A 23,243-nucleotide genomic window follows, 5' to 3' on the forward strand; every position below is an offset into this window, starting at 1 on the left:
TTCCAGTACGGATAATTCAACAACACCACATCACCCGGACACAGATTCTCCCGCCCCACATACTCCACACCCTTGCGCAGGGAGAAGTCGTTGGCGCCGAGGAAGAAGGTGAGCCCGGTGGCCTCGGCGATCAGCCGCAGGTCCGCGTCGTACATCGACATCCCGAAGTCGTGGACCTCGTAGATGACCGGGTTGAACGACGTGCGGATCAGCGTGGCCCGCATCTCCTCCGCCGCCGCGAGCAGGTAGCTGCGCACCACCTCGGCGGTCGCGCCGTCCAACCGAGCGTCGTCCGGCCGAGCGTCGTCCGGCCGAGCGTCGTCCTGCCGGGCGCCTTCCTGCCGGGCCCCGTCCGTGCGCGGGCCGTCCGGGTTCCCGTCGTCCTGCCGCCCGCCATTCAGCCGCTCCGTCATGACGCCGCCTCCACAAGCCGTACCAGCAGGTAGCCGTGTTCCTCGACCTCGACCCGCTGCCCCGAGGGGACCACGGTGGTCGAGGTGCCCTCGTCGATCAGGGCGGGCCCGTCGAACGCGTCGCCCGGCTCCAGCAGCGCGCGGTCGTAGACGGCGAACGAGGCCGTGGCACGGGTGCCGAAGTCGTAGGCGTCCCTGCGGGCGAGCAGCGCCCGGCTCGCGTCGCCGTCGCCCGGCGGGCGCACCACCAGCTCGGGCCTGTCTGTACGGCCGACGCCGCGCACCCTCAGGTTGAGGATCTGCACCCGGTTGTCCATGGCGTGCCCGTACCGCGCCGTGTGGGTCTCCTCGAACGCCCGCCTGATCGCGTCCCGGTCGAGGTCGCGGCCCGCGGTGACGATGAGCGAGTGCTCCTGTCCCAGGTAGCGCAGCTCGAACTGGCGCTCTAGGACCATGCGCCCGGCCGGGACCCGCTGCGCCTCCAGGGAGGCGACCGCCTCGGCCTCGACGCCCTTGAACACCGCCTCCAGCCCGTCGAGGTCGGCGTCGTCCAGGGTGGCCATCACCGTACGGGAGAAGTCGTCGACGATGTCGGCGCTGAGCATGCCCCAGGCGGAGAAGCCCGACGGGGCGAACGGCACGATGACCTCGCCGATGCCCATCTCCGCCGCGAGCAGCGGGGCGAGCAGCGGCCCGGCCCCGCCGAACGCGAGCAGCGAGAAGCCGCGGGGGTCGTGTCCCCGCTCGACCGTGATCTGCCGGACCGCGCCGACGGTCCTGGCCAGCAGCACGTCGAAGACGCCCGCCGCCGCGGCCTCCGGGCCGAGCCCGAGCGGCCCGGCCACCTGCTCGTCGAGCGCCGCGCGGGCGGCGTCGGCCCGCAGCTCCATCGCCCCGGCCAGGAAGCGGTCCGGGTCCACGTAGCCGAGGACGACCGCCGCGTCCGTGACAGTGGGGCGGGTGCCGCCCCGGCCGTAACACACCGGGCCGGGGTCGGCACCCGCGCTCTGCGGCCCCACCTTCAGCAATCCCCGCTCCAGCCACGCGATCGAGCCCCCTCCGGCGCCGATCGTGCGGATGTCGTAGGTGGGGATCAGCAGCGGGAAGTGCTCCAGCTGCGCCTCGTAGGCGGCCACCGGGGACCCGTGCTCGATCACGCACGCGTCCAGGGAGGTACCGCCGATGTCGAAGGTCAGAAGGTCCCGGCGACCGAGGGCGGCGGCGATGTGCGCCGCGCCCACGATGCCGCCCGCCGGGCCCGACAGCACGGTGTGCGTCGGGGAGGTCTTGGCCACGGCCGACGTCATGGAACCGCCGCCGGACCGCATGATCAGGAATCGTCCGCCGAACCCGCGCTCGGCCAGCCCGCGCTCCAGCCGGTCCACGTACCTCTCGAAGATCGGCCGGATGTAGGCGTCGAGGACGGTCGTGCTGGTCCGCTCGTACTCGCGGTACTCCCTGACGATGTCGGTGGAGACCGAGACCGTCACGTCCGGGTACGCCTCGCGGATGATCCGGGCGGCCTCCCGCTCGTGGGAGGGGTCGAGGAAGGAGTGCAGGAAGCAGACGGCGATCGACACCACGCCCCGCTCCTCGACGAGGACCCGGGCGGCCTCCCTCACCCCGGCGGCGTCGAGCTCCTCGACCACCCGGCCCCGGTGGTCGAGGCGTCCCCGCACCCCGGCGGTGTGGCGGCGCTGGATGAGGCTCTCCGGCCGCTCGTACTGGAAGTCGTACATGTGGTCGGCGGGCACGTTGCCCCTGCCGATCAGGAAGATGTCGCGGAAGCCGTCGTTGGTGAGAATCCCGGTGGGCTCGCCGCGCCGCTCCAGGACGGCGTTGAGACCGAGGGTGGTGCCGTGGATGAACAGTTCCACCCGCGACAGGTCGGTGCCGAGCGCGGCGACCGCGTCGAGCACGCCCTCCCAGGGGCGGGCCGGGGTGGTCGAGGCCTTCCTGAAGCGCACCTCGTGGGTGCGCGTGTCCAGCTCCATCGCGTCGACGAAGGTGCCGCCGATGTCGACGGCCAGCCGGAGGTGCTTGGGGTCGGGCATCGCGGGTGTCACCTTTCGATCAGCGCGGGTATCTCGGCGGCGCGCCGGCAGGCGACCAGGCTCGCGTCGTACGGGCGGAGTTCCTGCTCCTGCTCCCGGCACTCGCCGGTCGCGAAGGGGCAGCGCGGCGCGAGGGCGCAGCCCGCGGCGGCGTCCGCCTCCTCCAGGTCCCTGGTCAGCTCGACCCGCGGGCCGCCGTACCCGGCGCCGAGACTGGGGGCGCCGGCCAGGAGTGCACGGGTGTAGGGGTGCAGCGGGTTGCCGAAGACCTCCTCCACCGGCCCCTCCTCGACGATCCGCCCCAGGTAGAGAACCGCGACGCGGTCGCAGAACCCCCGGACGGTGGCCAGGTCGTGGGAGATGAAGACCGTGCCGCGCGAGCGGTCGCCGCTCACCTCGGCGATCACCTTCAGGATCTGCGCCTGCACGGTGACGTCGAGCGCCGAGGTCGGCTCGTCGAAGACGATCAGGTCGGGGTCGCCGACGAGCGCGCGGGCGATGCCGGCGCGCTGCGCCTGCCCGCCGGACAGCTCGTGCGGGCGCCGCCCGAGGATCGACGGGTCCAGTTCCATGCGCTCCAGGACGCGGGCGACGCGTGACGCCCGCTCGGAGGCGGGCACCCCTGCGGCGCGCAGCGGCTCGCCGATCGCGTCCGCCACGGTCCGCCGGGGGCTGAGCGATCCGACGGGGTCCTGGAAGACCAGCTGGACGCGGGTGCGCAGGCGGCGCAGCTCCCGGCCGCGCAGCTCGGACAGCACCCTCCCGGCGACCTCGACCCGCCCCCGGGAGGGCGGCACCAGGCCGAGCATCAGCCTGGCCAGCGTGCTCTTGCCGCAGCCGCTCTCCCCGACGATGCCCAGGGTCTCGCCCGCGGCGACGTGGAGGCTGACCCCGCGCAGGGCGTGGTGGCCCCCGCCGCCGAAGCGGGCACGGTAGAGGACGTGCGCGTCCTCGACGCGCAGCACCTCCGCACCCGTCCCCGCCCCGGAGCCCGCCCGCGCGCGGGGCGAGGCGACCGTGCGCACGGGCGGTGCCCCCGTACGGCCGGGCGGCTCCGCGTCCACGGGCGCGGTCTCCGGGAAAACCGGCGCTGTCTCCGCGAGAGACGGCCGGGGAGGCGCGTCGACGGGCGGGGGCGTGCCGTCGGGTTCGGTGAGGGGCCCGGAGCGGGGGTGGAAGCAGGCGGCGCTCCAGTCGGAGGCCAGTGCCTCGGCGCGCGGGAGCTCCGTCGTGCACAGCTCCGTCGCGTGCGCGCAGCGCGGCGCGAACGGGCAGGAGGACGGCGCCTCCACCGGCAGCGGCATCGCGCCGGGGGTGGCGGTCACCGGGCGCCCGTCGATGTCGGGCACCGAGCGCAGCAGCGCCCGCGTGTAGGGGTGGGCGGGCTCGTCGAGCACCTGCGGCCCGGGGCCGCTCTCCACCACCGTCCCCGCGTAGAGCACCACGACGCGGTCGCAGACCTCCGCGATGGAGGCGAGGTCGTGGGAGATCAGCAGGACGCCGCGCCGCTCGGCGTTCGCGGCGAGCCGGAAGCGGTTGAGGATCTCCCTGGTGAGGGTCACGTCCAGCCCGGTGGTGGGCTCGTCGGCGATCAGCAGGCCGGGGGCGCACCCGGTGGCGAGCGAGATCATGACGCGCTGCGCCATGCCTCCGGAGAGCTCGTGCGGGTAGGCGTCCAGGCGACGTCTCGGGCCGCGGATGCCGACCGACTCGAACAGCTCGGCGGCGACCTCCCTGGCGGGGGCGGGTGCCAGGTCCCGGTGGGTGACGAGCCGGTCGACGAGCTGGCGGCCGACGGTCCTGGTGGGGCTGAGCGCGCCGCGCGGGTTCTGGAAGCAGATCGCGGCGCCGCGCCCCCGGAAGGACTCCAGCTCGGCGGCGCCCATCGTCAGCACGTCAGCGCCGTCGAACAGGACCCGTCCGGCCGTACGGGAGCCGCCGGGCAGCAGGCCCACGATCGAGCGGGCCACCATGCTCTTGCCGCCGCCGCTCTCGCCGACCAGGCCGACCACCTCGCCGGGCTCGACGCTCAGGTTCACCCCGCTCAGCGCGGCGACCCGGCGTCCGGGGCGGTGGATCACGACGGAGAGGTCCTCGATCGACAGGAGGGGCATCGTCCGTCACCTCCTCGTGGAGTCGGCGCGTTCCTGCAGGCCCTCACCGAGGAGGCTGAAGCCCAGGACGCAGATCAGCAGGAAGAGGCCGGGAGGTACCGAGGTCCACCACCGGCCGGCGACGACGTCCCCGGTGCCGAGGCTGATCATGGCTCCCCATTCGGCGGTGGGCACCGGCACGCCGAGGCCGAGGAAGGACAGCCCTGCCAGCGTGAGCATCGCCCAGCCGCAGTTCAGTGGGGCGATGACGCGCACCGGCGTGAGGCTGTTGGGCAGTACGTGCCGCCAGAGCACCCCCCAGAAGGAGGCCCCGGAGGTGCGGGACGCCTCCACGAAGGGCAGTTCCCTGACGGAGCGCACCTCGGCCCGCACCAGCCTGGCGTACGCGGGCGCGTTCACCAGCGCGATCACCGCGATCAGGTTGGCGGTCCCGCCGCCGAGCAGCGCGGCCACCGCCAGGGCCAGGATGAAGGTGGGGAACGCCTGGAAGACGTCGAGCACCCGCATCAGCACGTCGTCGGGCCGGCCGCCCCGGTATCCGGCGACCAGGCCGACGAGACTGCCCGCGACCACGGCCAGGGCGACCGCGGCGACCGCGATGCCGACGTCGAGCCTGGCGGCGTGCAGGACCCGGCTCCACACGTCCATGCCGTTGAGGTCGGTACCCAGGAGGTGGGCGCCGCCCGGCGGGGCGAGGGAGGCGAGGGGGTCGATCTCCTCGGGACCCCACGCGGTCAGCAGCGGCGCGAACGCGACCGCCACGGCGACCAGGGCCAGGATCGCGGAACCGGCCGTGATCAGGGACGACGCGAAGCGCCGGTCCCCGCCCGCCTCCCGGACGCGCCCGGTCCTCGGGGTGCGCGCGTCGCCGGGCTTCCGTACGCGTCCGGCTCCGGCCTCCGGAACGCGTCCGGCCTCCGGAACGCGTCCGGCGTCGGGGGCGCGTCCGGCCTCGGGGGCGTGTTCGGCGTCCGGCATCAGATCCTCACTCTCGGGTCGAGGACCGCGTGGACGACGTCGGCGACGAGGAACACCACCACGTAGAACAGCGCGATCACGAGCACCGACGCCTGCACCACCGGGTAGTCCCGGTAGAGCAGGCCGCGCAGCGCCCACTGCCCGAAGCCCTGCCAGGAGAAGACGTACTCCACGAGGACCGTCGAGCCGATGGAGAAGCCGAACACCAGGGCCGCCAGCGCGGGGAGGCGCACCAGCGCGGCCCGTACCAGGTAGCCGCGCAGCAGCAGCCGGTCCCCGAGGCCGTGCGCGGCGGCGGCCGCGTACGCCTCGGAGGCCAGCACCTCCAGCGCGGAGGCCCGGACGCTGCGCAGCAGCGGCGCGACGATGACGATCACCAGCGTGGCCACCGGCAGCACGAGGTGTTCCAGCGCCGAGACGAACGCGGGGCCGTTGGCCGTCAGCGCCGCGTCGAGCAGGTCGGCGCCGGTGATGAGGCTGAGGTCGGTGTCGGGGTCGACCCGGCCGCTGGGCGCGGGGAACCAGCCCAGGACGCTGTAGCCGACGAGGACCAGCACCAGGCCGAGCCAGAACTCCGGCACCGAGTTGCCGACGAGCGCCGCGACGCGGACGGTGTGGTCGCCGAACCGGCCCGCGTTGCGCGCCGACCAGATGCCGAGCACCGTCGCCAGCACCAGCGCCACGGCCAGCGCGATCACCACGAGCTCCACGGTCGGCCCGACGCGCACGGCCATCTCCGAGCCCACCGGGGCACCGCTCTGGATGGAGGTGCCGAAGTCACCGGTGAACAGCCCCCCGGCGTAGTCGAGGAACTGCCGCCACAACGGCTGGTCCAGCCCGAACCTGGCCCGCGCGGCGGCGGCGTCGGCCTCCGTGGCGTTGGGGCCGAGGATGGTGCGGATCGGGTCGCCCGGCAGGACCCTGACGAGGAGGAAGGTCAGGACGACCACCCCGAGGAGCACCGGGACGAGCTGGAGCAGCCGTCTGAGGAGGAACCGGAGGATGCGCACGGACTACCCGGCGACGCTCAGGTAGCGCAGCCGGGCCAGACCGTCCATCGGCTGGACCCAGCCCGCCACCGCCTCCCTGACGGGGAGATCGAAGTTGGGCTGGCAGACGACGACCCACGGCACGTCCCCGGCCAGGATCTCCTGCACGCGCAGCCAGAGCTTGGCGCGCTCGGCCTCGTCGACGACGGTGTGGGAGTCCTCGAAGATCTTCTCGATCTCGTCGTTGACGTAGTTGGAGTAGTTGAGGCTGGCGCCCTTGGTGAAGCTGGTCCCGAGCATGTACTCCACGTCGTTGACCCAGAGCTGGCCCACGGTGATCTGCAGCGGGATGTTCTTCTTCTCCCTGCGCTCGGCGAGCGTGGCGGGGTCGAGCGGGGTGAGCTTCAGCTCGATGCCCGCCTTCCTGGCCTCGCTCTGCACCAGGACGGCGATCTGCTGCTGCTCCTCGCTGTCGGTCTGGAAGACCAGCTCGGAGGTGACCGAGGTCCTGCCCGCCCCGGCCAGCATCTCCTTGGCCTTGGCGACGTCGTAGGTGTAGGGGTAGCCGGTCTCGGAGTAGCCGGGCATGTCCAGCGGGACCACACTCCTGGCGGGCCGCGCGTCGCCGCCGTAGACATTGGCGATGACCTGCTCGTACGGGACGGCGTGGGCGAGCGCCTTGCGGACCGCGGGGTCGTCGAAGGGCGCGGTGGTCACCGACATCTGGATGGCGACCTGGCTGTTGCTCGGCGCGGAGATGACCTTGATGCCCGGGGTGTTCTTGAGGTCCTTGATGTCGCGCCGGCCGATCCCGAAGGCGATGTCGATGTCGCCGTTCTGCAACTGCAGGCGCTGGTTGGCGGCGGCGGGCACCACGGTGAGCCTGATCTCGGGGCTCTTGGCGCCGTCGGGGCCGGGATAGCCGGTATTGGCGGTGAGCAGGATCTCCTGGCCCTGGACCGCCTTGCCGACGTTGAAGTAGCCGCCGCTCGGGGGGTTCTTGGCGAACCACTCCTTGGCCCAGGGGTCGTCGTCGGTGGCGTGCTTCTTGGCCTCCTCGGAGTCGAAGACGTACAGCGAGATGGCCTGGATCTGCCGGGTGAGGGCGCTGGGAAACGCCTGGGTGAACGTCACGGTGTGGTCGTCGACCACCTGGACCTGGTCGGCCTCGGTGAGCCCGATCAGCCGGTAGATCCCGGCGACGTTGGCCTTCGCGGCGAAGGCGCGGTCCTTGGACCACTTGACGTCCCTGGCGGTCATCTCGTTGCCGCTGGCGAACTTCACGCCCTTGCGCAGCTTGAGGGTCCAGACCTTGTTGTCGGCGTCGGGCTCGAAGGACTCGGCGAAGGTGGGGGCGACGGCCTCGGTGTCGAGGATCCGGCCGTCGCCGACCGAGGTGACCCCGTAGTCGACCATGTAGGGGAAGACGTTCTTGTAGAGCATCAGCGCGGTCAGGTCGAATCCGACGAAGTCCTGGTCCCAGCTGCTCAGGTAGCTGCCCACCGCGATCCGCAGCGCCGAGGCGGCCGGGGCGCCGCTCCCGCCGGGGGCCGCGCTCGCCGCCGGGGTGTCCGAGCCGCCCGCCTTGGTGCCCGCGGCGCACCCGGTCGCGAAGAGGAGGGCGACCCCACCCCCGAGGTGCAGGATCGAGCGACGGGACAGCTCGGGGGACACCGGGCCGTGGGAGTGAGGCAAACCGGGCATCGCAGTCCTCCAGGGGCCATGAGGGATAGGCCGCGAGGTGGGCGGATCGCGGCACTGACGGCCCACCCGACCTACATGTGCCGTTTGTTCTATCAGACCTGAGTTTGGTGAACAAGAGACCGATGCTTGTTCACACACAAAACCCGTGTTCAACCAGGTGAATGGGGAAATGGGAGGTCGACTCGAGTGGTCATGTTCACTGAATTTCACACGAACGACGCCCAGACGTGACCGGCGCTTCCTACCCTCTCGGCAGGGCCGGGCCCACCGGCGCCCCGCACCGCCCGGCCCCGCCGCCGGTCGCGGCACGTCCGGTTCGTGATCACCACACCCGGGACGGGTGGGACGCGCCGGGGCCGTCGGGACGGGTGCGGGTCCGCCCGGTTCATGATCACCGCGTCCGGGATGGGCCGGAACGTATCAAGACGAGTAAGGATTTGCCCGGTTCGTGATTACCGCGCTCAGGATGGGCAGGACGTATCGGGGCGAGTACGGGTTCCACCGGAGCCGGTCCTCGACCACAGTGCCGCCGGAACCCCGGCGGCGCCCCCTGCGGGAGTGAGCCGATGTTCTCCGTACCTGTACTGCTCGTCGTGGCCGCCGCGGCGGTGATCGCGACGCTGGCCTGCGCGCTCGCCCTGGTGGCCGGGTCCCCCTGGCCGCTCTCCCTGCTCAGCGGCGTCGCGGCGGGCGCGGCCACCCTCGGCGTGCTCTCCCGCCTGCTGGACGACGGCCACCGGATCCGCCCTTGACGTCCTCCCCGCCCTTCCCGCATGCACGTCAACGTGACGACCCCCGAGGGGCCGGAGAGGGCGCTCCGGCGCGTACGCAGACCCCGCCCTTCCCGCCCCCGCGACGAGCCGCGTGCGGCACGTCACGTACGGCGGGCCGCGCACGGCGGGCCGCCCGCGACGGCACGTCCCCCGGCGCCCTCCGAGCGGCAGGGCACCGGAAGCCGGCGGGAAGGGGGGTGGACGGGCGGGGTCCGGTCGATCAGAGGCGGATCAGAGGCGGATCAGAGGCCGCGCGCCAGGTGGTAGTAGGCCTGGTTCCAGCGGATCTCCTTGGCGAACTGGCGGGCGGTGGTGTCCGCGTCGATGACCAGGAGCTCGACACCGAGCATCTCGGAGAGATCGGTGAGCTCCTCGGTGGTCAGCGCCGACGACAGGACGGTGTGGTGCGGGCCCCCGGCGGTCAGCCACGCCTCGGCGGAGGTGCTCAGGTTCGGGCGGGGCCTCCACACCGCGCGGGCGACGGGCAGGCTGGGCAGCGGCTCGGCGGGGGCGACCACGTCGATCTCGTTGGCCACCAGCCTGAACCGGTCCCCCATGTCGGACAGGCCGATCACCACGGCGGGGCCCGGCTCCGCGTCGAAGACCAGCCGGACGGGGTCCTCGCGCCCGCCGATGCTCAGCGGGTGGATCTCGCACGAGGGCACCCCGGCGGCGATCGTCGGGCAGACCTCCAGCATGTGCGCGCCCAGGATGACCTCCTGGCCGGGGGTCAGGTGGTAGGTGTAGTCCTCCATGAAGGAGGTGCCGCCCTCCAGCCCCTGCGACATCACCTTCAGGGTGCGCACCATCACCGAGGTCTTCCAGTCGCCCTCGCCGCCGAAGCCGTAGCCGTCGGCCATCAACCGCTGCACCGCGAGCCCCGGCAGCTGCCGCAGCCCGCCGAGGTCCTCGAAGTTGGTGGTGAACGCGCCGAAGCCCCCCTCGGTGAGGAAGTGGCGCAGCCCCAGCTCGATGCGGGCGGCGTAGCGCAGCGAGTCGTGGCGCTCGCCTCCGGCGCGCAGTTCGGGGGCGACCTTGTAGGTGTCCTCGTACTCGGAGATCAGACCGTCCACGTCGGCGTCGGCCGCGGCGTCGACGGCGGCGACCAGGTCGTTGACGCCGTAGGTGTTGACCGAGACGCCGAAGCGCAGCTGCGCCTCCACCTTGTCGCCCTCGGTGACCGCCACGTCGCGCATGTTGTCGCCGAAGCGGGCCAGCCGCAGCGAGCCCAGCTCGGCGCGCCCGGCAGCGGCCCGCGCCCAGGCCCCGATGCGCGCCGCCACCGCCGGGTCGCTCACGTGCCCGGCGACGGTCTTGCGGGCCACGCCCAGCCGGGACTGGATGTAACCGAACTCGCGGTCGCCGTGCGCGGCCTGGTTGAGGTTCATGAAGTCCATGTCGATGGAGCTCCACGGCAGCGCCACGTTGGCCTGGGTGTGCAGGTGCAGCAGCGGCGTGCGCAGCGCGTCCAGCCCGGCGATCCACATCTTGGCCGGGGAGAAGGTGTGCATCCAGGCGATCACCCCGACGCAGGCGTCCGAGGCGTTGGCCTCCAGGCAGACCCGGCGGATCGACGCGGCGTCGGTGAGCACGGGCTTCCACACCACCCGGAACGCCAGCGCCTCGTCGAGCCGCTCTGCGATCTTCCGGGACTGCTCCGCCACCTGGGCCAGCGTGTCCTCGCCGTACAGGCCCTGGCTTCCGGTGAGGAACCAGATCTCTCGCTCGTGGAGGGTCACCGCGGACTCCTTTGCCCGTAGACGTTCTGGTAGCGGTCGTACAAACTGTCGATGTCGGGCTGCGCGATGGGCAGCGGCTCGCCCAGCTGGCGGGCCACGTGCACGGTGCGGGCGACGTCCTCGCACATCACCGCCGCCTTGACGGCGGCGCGGGCGTCCGCGCCGATGGTGAAGACGCCGTGGTTGCGCATCAGGACCGCCGGGGAGCGGTGGCCCTCCAGGGTGGCGACGATTCCCTTGCCGATGTCGTCCCCGCCGATCAGCGCGAACGGCCCCACCGGGATCTCGCCGCCGAACTCGTCGGCCATCGCCGTCAGCACGCACGGGATGGCCTCGCCCCGCGCCGCCCAGGCGGAGGCGTACGTGGAGTGGGTGTGCACCACCCCGCCCACCCGCGGCATCGTCCGGTAGACGTACGCGTGCGCGGCGGTGTCGCTGGACGGCGCCAGCTCGCCCTCGACCAGCTCGCCGTCCAGGTCGCACACCACGATCGACTCCGGGGTGAGGTTCTCGTACATCACTCCGGACGGCTTGATGACGAAGAGGTCCTCGCCGGGGACCCGGCCGGAGACGTTCCCGGCCGTCCAGGCGACGAGGTTGTAGCGGACCAGTTCCTGGTGGAGCGCGGACACCGTCTCCCGCAGCTTCCTGACGACGGCGCTCATCCGGCCGCCCCCTTTCGGTGCGAGCCCGGGTGCCCGGTCACGCGCGGCGCCGGATGCCCGGCCACGCGCGGGGGCGGGGGCAGCGCCCGCCCGTTCAGATGTTCCTCGCGCCCGGTCACGCGTCCTCCTTGTTCGTCGACGTGCTCTTCTCGTTCTCGCCGGCCTGGTTGCGCAGGGCCCGCAGGCCGTGCAGCATCTCCCCGTCGGCGAAGTGGTCGTGCAGGCGGCGGTACTCGGCGTACAGCCGGTCATAGGTGTCCGCGCGCCCGGCGTCGGGGACGTAGACGGCCTCGCCGCGTCCGCCCATCGCGGCCGAGGCCGAGGTGATGTCGGGGTAGGCCCCGGCGGCGACCGCGGCGTGGATGGCCGACCCCAGGGCGCACCCCTGCTCGGAGCCGATCACCGAGATCGGGCGGCGCAGCACGTCGGCGTAGACCTGCATCAGGAAGTGGTTCTTGATCAGGCCTCCCGCGGCGACGAACTCGGTCACCGGCACCCCGGAGCTCTCGAAGGTCTCCACGATCGTGCGGGCGCCGAACGCGGTGGCCTCGATCAGCGCCCGGTAGGTGTCCTCGGGCTTCGTCGCGAGCGTCTGGCCGACGACCACGGCGGAGAGGTTGTGGTCGACCAGCACCGAGCGGTTGCCGTTGTGCCAGTCGAGCGCCACCAGGCCGTGCTGCCCGACCCGCTGCGCGGCGGCGCGCTCGGTGAGGAGGTCGTGCACGGTGATCCCGCGCTCCTCGGCCTCGCGCTCGTAGGAGCCCGGCACCGAGGTCTCGACGAACCAGCCGAAGATGTCGCCGACACCCGACTGGCCCGCCTCGTAGCCCCACAGGCCGGGCACGATGCCGTCACGCACCACGCCGCACATGCCGGGTACCTCGGCCAGGGCGTCGGAGGACATGACGTGGCAGGTGGAGGTGCCCATGATGGCGACCATCTGGCCGGGCCGCACGGCGTCGGCGGCGGCGGCCGTGACGTGGGCGTCGACGTTGCCGATCGAGATCGCGATGCCCTCGGGCAGCTTCGTCCACGCGGCGGCGCGGGCGTCCAGCCGTCCGGCGAGGCCGCCCAGGGGGGACGGCTCCCCGCCGAGCTTGGCGGTGAAGCCGGTGAAGGCGGGGTTGAGCTCGGCGAGGAACTCCGCGGAGGGGTAGCGGCCGTCCTGGCGGATGGCCTTGTACCCGGCCGTGCACACGTTGCGCGTCTCCACGCCGGTGAGCTGCCAGACGATCCAGTCGGCGGCCTCGATCCAGCGTTCCGCGCGGCCGTAGACCTCCGGGTCCTCCTCCAGCACCTGGAGGCCCTTGGCGAACGCCCACTCCGAGGAGATCTTCCCGCCGTAGCGGGGCAGCCACGCCTCTCCCCTGCGGGCGGCGACGGCGTTGATCCGGTCGGCGTGCGGCTGCGCCGCGTGGTGCTTCCACAGCTTCGGCCACGCGTGCGGGCGGTCGGCGAGCCCGTCGACCTCGCACAGCGGGGTGCCCTCGGCGGTGGCGGGCAGCACGGTGCAGGCGGTGAAGTCGGTTCCCAGGCCGATGACCTGCGACGGGGAGATCCCGGCCGCCGCCACCGCCTTGGGCACCGCCTGGCGCAGCACCTCCCGCCAGTCCTCCGGCGACTGCAGCGCCCAGTCGGGGCCCAGGCGCACGGCGGTGCCCGGCAGCCGTTCCTCGATCACCCGGTGGGCGTACTCGTGCACGGCGGCGCCCATCTCGGCACCGTCGCCGACCCGGACCACCACGGCGCGGCCCGACAGCGTACCGAAGTCGACACCGACCACGTAACGATCGTTGTTAGCGTTCACATCATCTCCAGGACATCGGGACGTTGGGACCTCGGTACGGGGAGTCCGGCACGGACGACCGCGCCGGATCCGCGGGGTTCAGGCGCGGCGCGGCACGCCGGGACGGCGCGGACCCGGGCCGGGAAAGGCACCCGGACCCGGCCGCGACCTCGGGCGCGGCACCACCACGGTACGCGGATTCAGGCGCGGAACGGTGCGGTGCTGGCCCTCGCCACGAACCGCGGCGGGACGACGTGTCGCTCGTGGGACCATTCCGCTCCCGCCTCCATCTGCCTGAGCAGGACCTCGATGCTGTGCTTCCCGACCGCTCCGAAGTCCTGCCTGATCGTGGTGAGCGGCGGGGTGAAGAACTCGGACTCGGGGATGTCGTCGAACCCCACGAGGCTGATCTGCTCGGGCACTCGCACGCCCAGCTCGGCGAAGGCCCGCAGCGCCCCGAGCGCCATCTGGTCGTTGGCGACGAACACCGCGGTGACGCCCGGCGCCGCCGCCAGGCGCAGCCCGGCCTCGTAGCCGGAGCGCGGGCTCCAGTCTCCGGACAGCAGCTCGGGGACCGGACGGCCCGCGGCGGTCAGCACCTCGCTCCAGCCCTCGATCCGCCCGTCGGCCTCCAGCCAGTCCGACGGGCCGGCGACGTGCCACACGGTCTCGTGGCCGAGGTCGAGCAGGTGCCGGGTGGCCAGGCGGGCGCCCTCGACCTGGTCGACGCTGACCACCGAGACGTCGCCCGCGTGGCTGCCCTCGACGGCCACGACGGGGATGTCGGTGGGCACGTCGGCCAGCGCCGGGGCGGCCGAGCGCTGCGGCGCGACCACCACTATGCCGTCGACGGACTGCTCGGCCAGGTAGCCGAGCGCGTCGCGCACGCCCGCGGTGTCGATGGTCTTGAGGCTGACCATGCTGACGAAGTATCCTGCCGCCCTGGCCGCCTGCTCGATCCCGTAGACCGTGCTCGCGGGCCCGTACAGGGTCGTGTCGAAGCTGACCACCCCGAGGGTGCGCGTGTGTCTCGTGACCAGGGCGCGGGCGACCATGTTGCGCCGGTAGCCGAGCTCGTTGATCGCCTCCAGCACCCGGGCCCGGGTCTCGGCGCGGACATTGGGATGATCGTTGAGCACGCGCGAGACCGTCTGGTGTGACACGCCGGCCCTCGTGGCGACGTCCGCCATCACCGGCGGACGTCGTTCGAGACTCGGGCTCAAGGGTCGGCTCCTTCAGGATGGCTTGGGACAGACTGTGAGCGCTAACAATGCCTCTCGTCAAGCACCCCCGAGATTACGTTCTTATTACTCAGAGATCATCCGTTAACGCCCACTTGACGTTGCCGTCATCACGCCCTTAACTGGCGCGTACTCTCTTGTTAGCGTTCACATCTCCTGCGAGAAGGTCTCCATGGTGCGAGAACTCCTGACCGCCCGGGGGTTGACAGTCGGCCGACTCGGGCATTTGATAGCTCGTCACACAGCCGGACGGACCCCCACTTGGTCTGACGCCGCTGGTGTGAACGCTCACAGCGAGGCTCACGACGACGTCCGTGAAGACGCTCACGGTCACGTTCACCAACACGCTCACGGACACCGGAGCGGGCCGCCTCCCGGCCCGCTCCGGTGTCGCCGTGGGCGCGGCTCGGACGGGACGCGCCCCGGCGGTGGCACGCCGGAAGCCGGGACGCGCCGCCACGGCACCCTCTACTCCCGGGACGCACCGCGTCCCACCGCCCTCCCGGCCCGCCCCCGGGCCCGGACAGGCTCCCACACTGGAGGTATTCGATGAAGTTCGCGAAGCTGGCCACCGCCGCGGTGGGCCTGGCTCTCGCCATGGGAGTGACGGCCTGTGGCTCCAGCGTCAAGACCGTCGATCAGGGCGCGTCGGGAGCGGCCTCCGCGGCGCCCGCCGACACCCTCGTCGGCGTCACCATGCCCACCAAGTCCTCCGAGCGCTGGATCCACGACGGCAACAACGTCAAGAGCGCCCTGGAGAAGCTGGGCTACAAGGTCGACCTGCAGTACGCGGAGAACGACATCCCCACGCAGGTCAACCAGATCGAGAACCAGATCACCAGCGGCGCCAAGCTGCTGATCATCGCCTCGATCGACGGCACCGCCATCACCACGCAGCTCCAGCAGGCGGCCGACAAGAAGATCCCGGTCATCGCCTACGACCGGCTCATCCGCAACTCGCCGAACGTCGACTACTACGCCACCTTCGACAACTACAAGGTGGGCGTGCAGCAGGCGACCTCGCTGCTGGTCGGCCTGGGGCTGAAGAAGGAGGACGGCTCCGACGGCGACGCCAAGGGCCCGTTCAACATCGAGATCTTCGCCGGCTCCCCGGACGACAACAACGCCACCTTCTTCTACAACGGCGCGATGGAGACCCTGAAGCCGTACATCGACAACAAGACCCTGGTCGTCAAGAGCGGCGAGACCGACTTCAAGACCGTCGCGATCCTGCGCTGGGACCCCGCCACCGCGCAGAAGCGCATGGAGGACCTGATCACCAAGGCCTACTCCGGCAACACCAAGGTCCAGGGCGTGCTCTCCCCGTACGACGGCCTGTCCATCGGCATCCTGTCGGCGCTGAAGAGCAGCGGCTACGGCACCTCCGACCAGCCCTACCCGGTCGTCACCGGCCAGGACGCCGAGGCCGCCTCGGTCAAGTCGATCATCGCTGGCGAGCAGTACGCGACGATCTACAAGGACACCCGCGAACTGGCCGCCGTCACCGTCGAGATGGCCGACGCCGTGCTCAAGGGCGGCAAGCCCGAGGTGAACAACACCGAGGACTACGACAACGGCGAGAAGGTCGTCCCGTCGAACCTGCTCGACCCCGTGATCGTCTACAAGGACAACTACAAGAAGGTCCTCGTCGACTCCGGCTACTACACCGAGGACCAGCTCAAGTAGCGGTGTCGGTGTCATGACGAAAGGCACCCGGCCGGCGGCGCCCCACCCGCCGCCGGCCCGGTGCCCACGGAGCGGAAAGGCAGTGCGGAGGCGGACGGCATGACCGACGACATACTTCGGATGCGTGGCATCACCAAGACGTTCCCGGGCGTCAAAGCCCTGCAGGACGTCAACCTGGTGGTGCGGCGCGGCGAGATACACGCGATCTGCGGGGAGAACGGCGCCGGCAAGTCGACGCTGATGAAGGTCCTGTCCGGCGTGTACCCGCACGGCTCGTACGACGGTGAGATCCTCTTCGACGGCGAACCGTGCCGCTTCTCCGACATCAGGGACAGCGAGAAGCGCGGCATCGTGATCATTCACCAGGAGCTGGCGCTCAGCCCGTACCTGTCGATCGCCGAGAACATCTTCCTCGGCAACGAGCGGACCAGCCGCGGCCTGATCGACTGGAACCGGACGAACGCCGAGGCCGCCGAACTGCTGGAGCGGGTCGGGCTGCGGGAGAACCCGGTGACGGCCTCGATGGACATCGGGGTGGGCAAGCAGCAGCTGGTGGAGATCGCCAAGGCGCTCTCCAAGAAGGTCAGGCTGCTCATCCTCGACGAGCCGACCGCGTCGCTCAACGACGAGGACTCCGCGCACCTGCTCGACCTGCTGCGCGGGCTGCGCGATGAGGGCATCACCTCGGTGATCATCTCCCACAAGCTGAACGAGATCCGGGCCATCGCCGACTCGACCACGATCCTGCGCGACGGCCGGACGATCGAGACCCTGGACATGAGGAACGACCAGGTCTCCGAGGACCGCATCATCTCGGGCATGGTCGGCCGCGACCTCGAGAACCGCTACCCGCCGCACGAGTCGAAGATCGGCGAGGAGGCGCTGCGGATCGAGGACTGGACCGTGCACAGCCCGAGCCAGCAGGGCCGCGTCGTCGTCTCCGGCGCCAACCTGACGCTGCGCCGCGGCGAGATCGTCGGCCTGGCCGGCCTGATGGGCGCCGGTCGCACCGAGCTGGCGATGAGCGTGTTCGGCCGCAGCTACGGGGTCGGCATCTCCGGCCGCGTCTACAAGGACGGGCGGGAGATCCAGCTCCGCACGGTCGGCGAGGCGATCGGCCACGGGCTCGCGTACGCCACCGAGGACCGCAAGCGGTACGGGCTCAACCTGATCGAGGACATCAAGCGGAACGTCTCGGCCGCGGCGCTGGGGAAGCTGGCGAAGCGCGGCTGGGTCGACGACAACAAGGAGTACCAGGTCGCCGACGGCTTCCGCGAGAGCATGAACATCAAGGCTCCCAGCGTGCTGTCGGTCACCGGGAAGCTCAGCGGCGGCAACCAGCAGAAGGTGGTGCTGTCGAAGTGGATCTTCACCGACGCGGACGTGCTGATCCTCGACGAGCCCACCCGGGGCATCGACGTGGGTGCCAAGTACGAGATCTACTCGATCATCAACCAGCTGGCCGACCAGGGCAAGGCCATCTTGGTCATCTCCTCGGAGCTTCCCGAGCTGCTCGGCGTCTGCGACCGCATCTACGCCATGTCGGCCGGTCGCATCACCGGTGAGGTCCCCCGGGCGGAGGCCACCCCGGAGCGGCTCATGCAGTTCATGACCAAGGAAAAGGAGTAGGGAGCACGATGAGCAGCGGCCAGATCCCGGCGCGTGAAGTCGCCGGACCCGCAGGAAAGACCGGAGCGCCGCCACCGGGCGGCGGCGACCTTCTGGCGGTGCCCGCGAAGGCACCGGGAGGCCGTTTCTCCTTCAACCTGCGGCAGAGCGGCATCTACATCGCCTTCGCGCTGGTCATCGTGCTGTTCTCCGTCCTGACCGACGGCAGGCTGCTCAGCCCGCAGAACATCTCCAACATCATGGTGCAGAACTCCTACATCCTGATCTTGGCGATCGGCATGATCCTGATCATCATCGCCGGGCACATCGACCTGTCGGTGGGCTCGGTGGTCGCGGTCACGGGCGCGATCGCGGCCGTGCTGATGGTCGACATGGACGTGGCCTGGCCGCTGGCCCTCCTCATCACGCTGATCGTCGGCGCGCTGATCGGGGCCTGGCAGGGTTACTGGATCGCCTACTTCGGCATCCCGGCGTTCATCGTGACGCTGGCCGGAATGCTGATCTTCAGGGCGCTCACCCTGACCGTGCTCGGCAACCAGGGCATCGGCCCCTTCCCCGACGAGGTACGGACCATCGCCAACGGCTTCGTGCCCGGCTTCTTCGGCAACATCGGCCTCGGCCCGCTCGGCGGCGCCGACCTGCTGACGCTGCTCATCGGCCTGGCCGCGGTGGCCGGGATCGCCGGCACCCAGTGGCGGGCCCGCCAGGCGCGGCTGGGCTACCGGCAGAAGGTCGACGCGCTGCCGCTGTTCTTCCTGAAGATCGCTGCCGCCTCCGCGGTGGTGATGGTCATCATCGTGCAGCTGGCCAGGTTCAAGAACCTGCCCTGGGTGCTGGTGCTCCTCGCGATCCTCGTCCTGGGCTACACGCTCATGACCAACCGCGCCGTCTTCGGCCGCCACATCTACGCCATCGGCGGCAACCTGCACGCGGCGAGCCTGTCGGGCATCAAGGTCAAGTCCGTCACGTTCTGGCTCTTCGTCAACATGGGCGTGCTCGCCGCGGTCGCCGGGATCATCTTCGCCGGGCGGCTGAACCAGGCGGGGCCGACGGCGGGTAACAGCTTCGAGCTGGACGCCATCGCGGCCGCGTTCATCGGCGGCGCCGCCGTCCAGGGCGGCGTGGGCAAGGTGGTCGGCGCGCTCACCGGCGGTCTCATCATGGCCGTGATCAACAACGGCATGTCCCTGATCGGCGCGCCCAGCGAGCAGGTCCTGCTCTTCAAGGGCCTGGTCCTGCTCGCCGCCGTCGCCCTCGACGTGTGGACCAAGCGCCGCGCGGGCGCGGCCCGCTGACCCGTCTCGTCCGCTTCGTCCCATCCGCCCCCCGCCCGCCGGACACCCCGGCGGGCGGGGGGCGGACCCGTCTGTGGTCACGGGGTCCCTTCGGTGGTCACGGGGTGTGGAGGTCCCCGGCCGGGGTAAAGCGAGTGATCTCGGCCGGTAAGAGGGGACACGGATGGCGATCGACTCGGTGGGCATGTGGATCGCGGTCATCGCGCTGGTGGTGCTGCTGCTCACCCTCGACTTCGTGGTGGCGGCGCGCCGGCCGCACGCCGTGGGCATGCGCGAGGCCACCGCCTGGACGGTCTTCTACATCGGCGTGGCCATCGCCTTCGGCCTGGTCCTGTGGTGGCTGGCCGGGTCGGGGCTGGCGACGGAGTACTTCGCCGGATGGATGGTGGAGAAGAGCCTCTCCGTCGACAACCTCTTCGTCTTCGTCATCATCATGGCGCGGTTCTCGGTGCCCGAGGAGCACCAGCAGAAGGTGCTGCTCTTCGGCATCGCCACCGCCCTGGTGCTGCGCGCCGTCCTCATCGCGGTCGGCGCGGCGGCCATCGCCCTCTTCTCCTTCACGTTCCTGATCTTCGGGCTGCTGCTGATCTGGACGGCGGTCCAGCTCGTCCGGCACCGGAACCAGGACCCCGACGTCGAGAACAACCCGCTGATCCGGCGCGCGAGCAAGGTGCTCCCGGTCAGCGACGACATGCACGGCGGCAAGCTCGTCGCCCGCGAGGACGGCAGGCGGGTGGTCACCCCGCTGTTCGTGGTCTTCCTCGCCATCGGGAGCACCGACCTGCTGTTCGCCCTCGACTCCATTCCCGCCGTCTTCGGCGTCACCAAGCACCCGCTCATCGTCTTCGCCGCCAACGCCTTCGCGCTGCTGGGGCTGCGCGCCCTGTACTTCCTGATCGAGGGCCTGCTCGAACGTCTGGTCTACCTGTCGATCGGCCTGGCGGTCATCCTCGGCTTCATCGGCCTCAAGCTCATCCTGTCGTTCCTGCACGAGGACGTCTCGAAGTCCTTCCCCGAGGTCCCGACCCCGGTCTCCCTCGCAGTGATCTTCCTGGTGCTGCTGGTCACCGTCGTCACCAGCCTGCGGAGGGTGCGCAGCCACCCGGAGGAGCGCGCGCACGCGGGCACCCTGTACCGGATGCGCCGCAAGGACGGGAAGAAGGGCCGGGGCGAGGGCGAGGGCGGCGGTCAGGGCCGGGGCCAGGAGGGTCGTTCCGGCGGGCGAGGATCCACCGGCGACTGAGCGAGAGGGCGGCGGGGAACCGCCCCGGGCAAGAACACGGCGGAGAACCGCTGAGCGAGAGGGCGGCGAAGAGCCGCCCCGGGCACGAGCACGGTGGTGGGCCGCCCGGACGGGCGGCCCACTCAGCCGTGCGTCTGGAAGGCGTGGTCCACCGCCTCCCACGCGAGCCACCCGGACGGGTGGCCCCGCTCAGGCCAGGCAGCGCAGGGCGGCCTTGAGCCTGCGGTCGAGGGGATGGTCCTCCGGCAGGCGGCCGACCGTCGCCTCCACGAACGCCGGGGCCGGCAGCAGCTCGCTCGCCCCGTACGCGTGCACCCGGACGCCGTCGGCGGTCAGCTCGACCTCGGCCTTCGAGTCCTGCTCGGCGAGCACGAACGCACCCACCCGAGCCCGCCACCAGGCCCGCTCCTCCGCCTCGTCCTCCGTGACCGGCGCGCCGACGTCGTCGGCGTGGGTGGCGTACTCGGAGGCGTAGTGGAAGGCCTGCAGCCCCGCCGGGTACGGCCCGGCGAAGGTCGGCAGCGGGGCGTCGTAGCCGAGCGCGCGCATCCGCTCGCGCGTGTCCCCGTTCTCTCGCCGCCACTCCTGGAGCACCGTCTCGACCGGAACGCCTCGGCGCCTCTCCACGCACCACTCGTTGAAGCCGTCGAAACCACCGCCCACCCCCTCGCGCCGGAGCATCGCGGTGAAACCGTCGATGTCGTCGTCCAGGCAGGCGTGGTTGTACAGCTCCTCCCCCGCCAGGTGCCCGAGCACGTCCCGGACCGACCAGCCGGCCGCCCGTGAGGGACGGTTCCAGCCCCGCGCGTCGAGTCCCCGGAAGAAGTGGTCGAGACGTTCCGCCTCGGCGTCGAACAGGTCGAACGGGTCGAGCCCCACCAGGGGGTCCTTCGCTTCGTTGGTCATGCCTCCGCCGTACCCGAAGAACGGCGAACATCTCCCTGGGCGGTGGGCACCGCGCCCGCCGCCCCGCCCGGCGGTGGTTCCGGCCCGGTGGGGGCGGGCCCGTTCCCCGTCGGGACTCCGGCCCCTCTCCCACCGGCCGGTCGCTCGGTCAACGCCCGGAAACGGGCCACCGATCAGTCGTCGTCGTCATCGTTTTCCCCGGAGTGCCGGCGGCGGGGCCCCGGGTCCCGGTCGTCCTGCGGGAAGACGAGGCCGGAGTCGCGCAGGAAGGCGATGAGCGGCCCGTCGGAGGCGAGCCTGCCCCTCCGCCGCGCCTCGGACAGGTCCCGGCCGAGCTTGCGCAGCTCGTCGCGCGCCTTCTCACTCTCGCCCTTCTGGAGGGCCCGGGCCACTTTGACGATCCTCTCGCGGATCTCGCGAGCCGCCCTGTGGTCGATCTTCCCTTCCCGCTCCTGGTCGGTGACCGCCCGGTGGAAGGCCGGCAGGAGTTCCGGCCATCCCCGTGCCGCCGGTGGCGACCGCACCGGCACCGGGGACGGCGCCGCGGACGCGCTCCGCGACACGGCCGGTGTGGGTGGCGGTGCCGAGGACGGCGTCCCGGAGGACGGCGCCACCGCGGTGATCGCGGACGGTGCCGCCGTGCCGGTCTGCCGCGCCGGATCCGACGGCACCAGCGCCCAGAGAGCCGTCGCCACCAGCACGACCAGCACGGCCACCACGGCCACCACGCCCAGCGCGATCGCGGCGGACCGTCCGGGCGAGCGCCCCCGCGTGAGCGCGGAGAGGACGCCGGACACGGACGCCGACACGGACGCCGACACGGACGCCGACGTGGATATCGGTCCCGGCCCGGCCGCCGGCGGCACGGTGTCGTACGCGGACGTCGGCATCGGCGGCGGTGGCGGGGGCGCGAGGTCGCGGGTGGGCGGCGCGTGGCGGGCCGTCGCGGTGAGCCGGCGGACCACCTCTCCCCCGGCCGGCCGCGCGGCGGGATCCTTCTCCAGCAGGGCCAGGACGAGCCTCTCCAGCTCCACCGGGACGTCGGGCCGGTACCGCCTGAGCGGGTCCGGCCGGTCGTGGACGTGCCGGGAGATCACCTCCGTGGCCGGGCCGGCGAACGGGGGCCGCCCGCACAGCAGCTCGTAGCAGACGCAGCCGAGCGCGTACAGGTCGGAGGCCGCGTCTCCCGGCTCGCCGAGGATCTGCTCGGGAGACAGGTAGGCGGCCGTGCCGATGACGCTTCCCGCCGAGGTCAGCCGCGTCGCGGCCTCGGTCGCGACCCTGGCCGTACCGAAGTCGAGGACCTTGAGCACGCCGCCCGCGCCCAGGTGCAGGTTGGCGGGCTTGACGTCGCGGTGCACGATCCCGGCCCGGTGCGCGGCGTCCAGCCCGAACGCCGCCTGCCCGACCAGGTGGCACGTCTCGGACACGCCCAGCGGCCCCCGCCCGGCCAGCTCGGCGGCGAGGTCCCTGCCGGTCAGCAACTCCATCACCAGGTACGGCCGGCCCTCGTGCTCACCCATGTCGAGCACCGTCACCACGTTGGGATGGACGACGCGCGCGACGGTCCTGGCCTCCCGGGCGAACCTCTCACGCGTCGCGGCGTCGGCCACCGCCGGTGACAGGATCTTGACCGCCACCGCCCAGCCCGGCCGCAGGTCGTAACCGCGCCAGACCTCGCCCGTACCGCCACGGCCGATCAGCTCGTCCAGCCGGTACCGACCGGCGAGCACGGTCGCCTTCCCCTCCCGATCCCCCACGATCCCCCGCCAACGATTCCGAGCCCGACAATTGGCACCCAACTATAGGAGGGGACTCTCCGCCCCGCGGAAACGCGATCGGCGACGGGCCGGCGAACGAGAAGCGCCACGGCCCCGCTGCCCGGAGAGCGCCTTGCCGGTGAACGACCACCGTTCGCGTCTGGGTTTCCGCGCACCGTCGCGAACGGGCTCTCCTCCATCGCGTCGACCCCCGCCGTGGCCTCACACATGCCGACTTCCGTGTCGTCAACGACTGGTTGGCGCGCCC

The 23,243-nt window shown here is 71.7% G+C and carries 17 protein-coding genes; 5 read left to right on the forward strand and 12 right to left on the reverse strand.

What is annotated here, in order from left to right:
* From ACTOQ1_RS31835 to ACTOQ1_RS31860, 6 genes are all read right to left on the reverse strand, one after another.
* A partial coding sequence (locus ACTOQ1_RS31835; protein WP_440071666.1) for a hydantoinase B/oxoprolinase family protein occupies positions 1-413 on the reverse strand: 413 nt, incomplete at its 3' end.
* Positions 410-2,467, reverse strand: a complete 2,058-nt coding sequence (locus ACTOQ1_RS31840; protein WP_440071667.1) for a hydantoinase/oxoprolinase family protein — start codon at positions 2,465-2,467, stop codon at positions 410-412. The genes ACTOQ1_RS31840 and ACTOQ1_RS31835, both read right to left, overlap by 4 nt.
* Positions 2,468-2,475: 8 nt before the next feature.
* Positions 2,476-4,581: a dipeptide ABC transporter ATP-binding protein gene (locus ACTOQ1_RS31845; RefSeq protein WP_440071668.1), complete on the reverse strand. Its 2,106-nt coding sequence runs from the start codon at positions 4,579-4,581 to the stop codon at positions 2,476-2,478.
* Between the two features lie 6 nt (positions 4,582-4,587).
* Complete coding sequence (locus ACTOQ1_RS31850) at positions 4,588-5,559, reverse strand: ABC transporter permease (protein ID WP_440071669.1); 972 nt, start codon at positions 5,557-5,559, stop codon at positions 4,588-4,590.
* A complete protein-coding gene (locus ACTOQ1_RS31855) occupies positions 5,559-6,569 on the reverse strand; it encodes an ABC transporter permease (protein WP_440071670.1) in 1,011 nt (336 codons plus the stop codon). The genes ACTOQ1_RS31850 and ACTOQ1_RS31855 overlap by 1 nt, the downstream gene beginning before the upstream one ends.
* Before the next feature lie 3 nt (positions 6,570-6,572).
* Positions 6,573-8,252 (reverse strand): ABC transporter substrate-binding protein, encoded by a 1,680-nt coding sequence (locus tag ACTOQ1_RS31860; RefSeq protein WP_440071671.1) that lies wholly within the window; start codon positions 8,250-8,252, stop codon positions 6,573-6,575.
* Positions 8,253-8,818: 566 nt separating this feature from the next.
* Here ACTOQ1_RS31860 and ACTOQ1_RS31865 point away from each other — a divergent pair.
* The gene (locus tag ACTOQ1_RS31865; protein ID WP_440071672.1) at positions 8,819-9,004 is read left to right on the forward strand and encodes a hypothetical protein; all 186 of its coding nucleotides are present in this window, start codon (positions 8,819-8,821) and stop codon (positions 9,002-9,004) included.
* A gap of 263 nt (positions 9,005-9,267) precedes the next feature.
* Here the strand turns inward: ACTOQ1_RS31865 and araA are convergent, their stop codons facing one another.
* From araA to ACTOQ1_RS31885, 4 genes are all read right to left on the reverse strand, one after another.
* The gene (araA, locus tag ACTOQ1_RS31870; RefSeq protein WP_440071673.1) at positions 9,268-10,764 is read right to left on the reverse strand and encodes an L-arabinose isomerase; all 1,497 of its coding nucleotides are present in this window, start codon (positions 10,762-10,764) and stop codon (positions 9,268-9,270) included.
* Positions 10,761-11,429 carry an L-ribulose-5-phosphate 4-epimerase gene (locus ACTOQ1_RS31875; RefSeq protein WP_362676980.1) on the reverse strand — a complete coding sequence of 223 codons (669 nt, stop codon included), beginning with the start codon at positions 11,427-11,429 and terminating at the stop codon, positions 10,761-10,763. The genes araA and ACTOQ1_RS31875 overlap by 4 nt, the downstream gene beginning before the upstream one ends.
* 115 nt (positions 11,430-11,544) lie before the next feature.
* On the reverse strand, positions 11,545-13,236 hold the full coding sequence (gene araB / locus ACTOQ1_RS31880) for a ribulokinase (protein WP_440071674.1): 1,692 nt from the start codon (positions 13,234-13,236) through the stop codon (positions 11,545-11,547).
* Between the two features lie 179 nt (positions 13,237-13,415).
* A complete protein-coding gene (locus ACTOQ1_RS31885; RefSeq protein WP_440071777.1) occupies positions 13,416-14,405 on the reverse strand; it encodes a LacI family DNA-binding transcriptional regulator in 990 nt (329 codons plus the stop codon).
* 600 nt (positions 14,406-15,005) lie between these two features.
* Here ACTOQ1_RS31885 and chvE point away from each other — a divergent pair.
* The 4 genes from chvE (at position 15,006) to ACTOQ1_RS31905 (ending at position 20,309) form a co-directional block, all read left to right on the forward strand.
* Positions 15,006-16,142 carry a multiple monosaccharide ABC transporter substrate-binding protein gene (gene chvE, locus ACTOQ1_RS31890; protein ID WP_440071675.1) on the forward strand — a complete coding sequence of 379 codons (1,137 nt, stop codon included), beginning with the start codon at positions 15,006-15,008 and terminating at the stop codon, positions 16,140-16,142.
* Positions 16,143-16,241: 99 nt separating this feature from the next.
* On the forward strand, positions 16,242-17,771 hold the full coding sequence (mmsA, locus tag ACTOQ1_RS31895; RefSeq protein WP_440071676.1) for a multiple monosaccharide ABC transporter ATP-binding protein: 1,530 nt from the start codon (positions 16,242-16,244) through the stop codon (positions 17,769-17,771).
* Positions 17,772-17,779: 8 nt separating this feature from the next.
* The gene (gene mmsB, locus ACTOQ1_RS31900; RefSeq protein WP_440071677.1) at positions 17,780-19,066 is read left to right on the forward strand and encodes a multiple monosaccharide ABC transporter permease; all 1,287 of its coding nucleotides are present in this window, start codon (positions 17,780-17,782) and stop codon (positions 19,064-19,066) included.
* Positions 19,067-19,229: 163 nt separating this feature from the next.
* Positions 19,230-20,309, forward strand: a complete 1,080-nt coding sequence (locus tag ACTOQ1_RS31905) for a TerC family protein (protein ID WP_440071678.1) — start codon at positions 19,230-19,232, stop codon at positions 20,307-20,309.
* A 189-nt stretch (positions 20,310-20,498) separates the two neighbouring features.
* Here the strand turns inward: ACTOQ1_RS31905 and ACTOQ1_RS31910 are convergent, their stop codons facing one another.
* Positions 20,499-21,215 (reverse strand): maleylpyruvate isomerase family mycothiol-dependent enzyme, encoded by a 717-nt coding sequence (locus ACTOQ1_RS31910; RefSeq protein WP_440071679.1) that lies wholly within the window; start codon positions 21,213-21,215, stop codon positions 20,499-20,501.
* A gap of 173 nt (positions 21,216-21,388) precedes the next feature.
* Complete coding sequence (locus ACTOQ1_RS31915; RefSeq protein ID WP_440071680.1) at positions 21,389-22,948, reverse strand: serine/threonine-protein kinase; 1,560 nt, start codon at positions 22,946-22,948, stop codon at positions 21,389-21,391.
* Between the last annotated feature and the right edge of the window lie 295 nt (positions 22,949-23,243).

Source organism: Streptosporangium sp. OZ121, assembly GCF_051918885.1.
Lineage (GTDB): Bacteria > Actinomycetota > Actinomycetes > Streptosporangiales > Streptosporangiaceae > Streptosporangium.

Coding starts and splice junctions, on each gene's coding strand:
- ACTOQ1_RS31840 (WP_440071667.1), bottom strand. CDS start 2,467: ATGCCCGACCCCAAGCACCTCCGGCTGGCCGTCGACATCGGCGGCACC.
- ACTOQ1_RS31845 (WP_440071668.1), bottom strand. CDS start 4,581: ATGCCCCTCCTGTCGATCGAGGACCTCTCCGTCGTGATCCACCGCCCC.
- ACTOQ1_RS31850 (WP_440071669.1), bottom strand. CDS start 5,559: ATGCCGGACGCCGAACACGCCCCCGAGGCCGGACGCGCCCCCGACGCC.
- ACTOQ1_RS31860 (WP_440071671.1), bottom strand. CDS start 8,252: ATGCCCGGTTTGCCTCACTCCCACGGCCCGGTGTCCCCCGAGCTGTCC.
- ACTOQ1_RS31865 (WP_440071672.1), top strand. CDS start 8,819: ATGTTCTCCGTACCTGTACTGCTCGTCGTGGCCGCCGCGGCGGTGATC.
- ACTOQ1_RS31875 (WP_362676980.1), bottom strand. CDS start 11,429: ATGAGCGCCGTCGTCAGGAAGCTGCGGGAGACGGTGTCCGCGCTCCAC.
- ACTOQ1_RS31885 (WP_440071777.1), bottom strand. CDS start 14,405: ATGGCGGACGTCGCCACGAGGGCCGGCGTGTCACACCAGACGGTCTCG.
- chvE (WP_440071675.1), top strand. CDS start 15,006: ATGAAGTTCGCGAAGCTGGCCACCGCCGCGGTGGGCCTGGCTCTCGCC.
- mmsA (WP_440071676.1), top strand. CDS start 16,242: ATGACCGACGACATACTTCGGATGCGTGGCATCACCAAGACGTTCCCG.
- mmsB (WP_440071677.1), top strand. CDS start 17,780: ATGAGCAGCGGCCAGATCCCGGCGCGTGAAGTCGCCGGACCCGCAGGA.
- ACTOQ1_RS31905 (WP_440071678.1), top strand. CDS start 19,230: ATGGCGATCGACTCGGTGGGCATGTGGATCGCGGTCATCGCGCTGGTG.
- ACTOQ1_RS31910 (WP_440071679.1), bottom strand. CDS start 21,215: ATGACCAACGAAGCGAAGGACCCCCTGGTGGGGCTCGACCCGTTCGAC.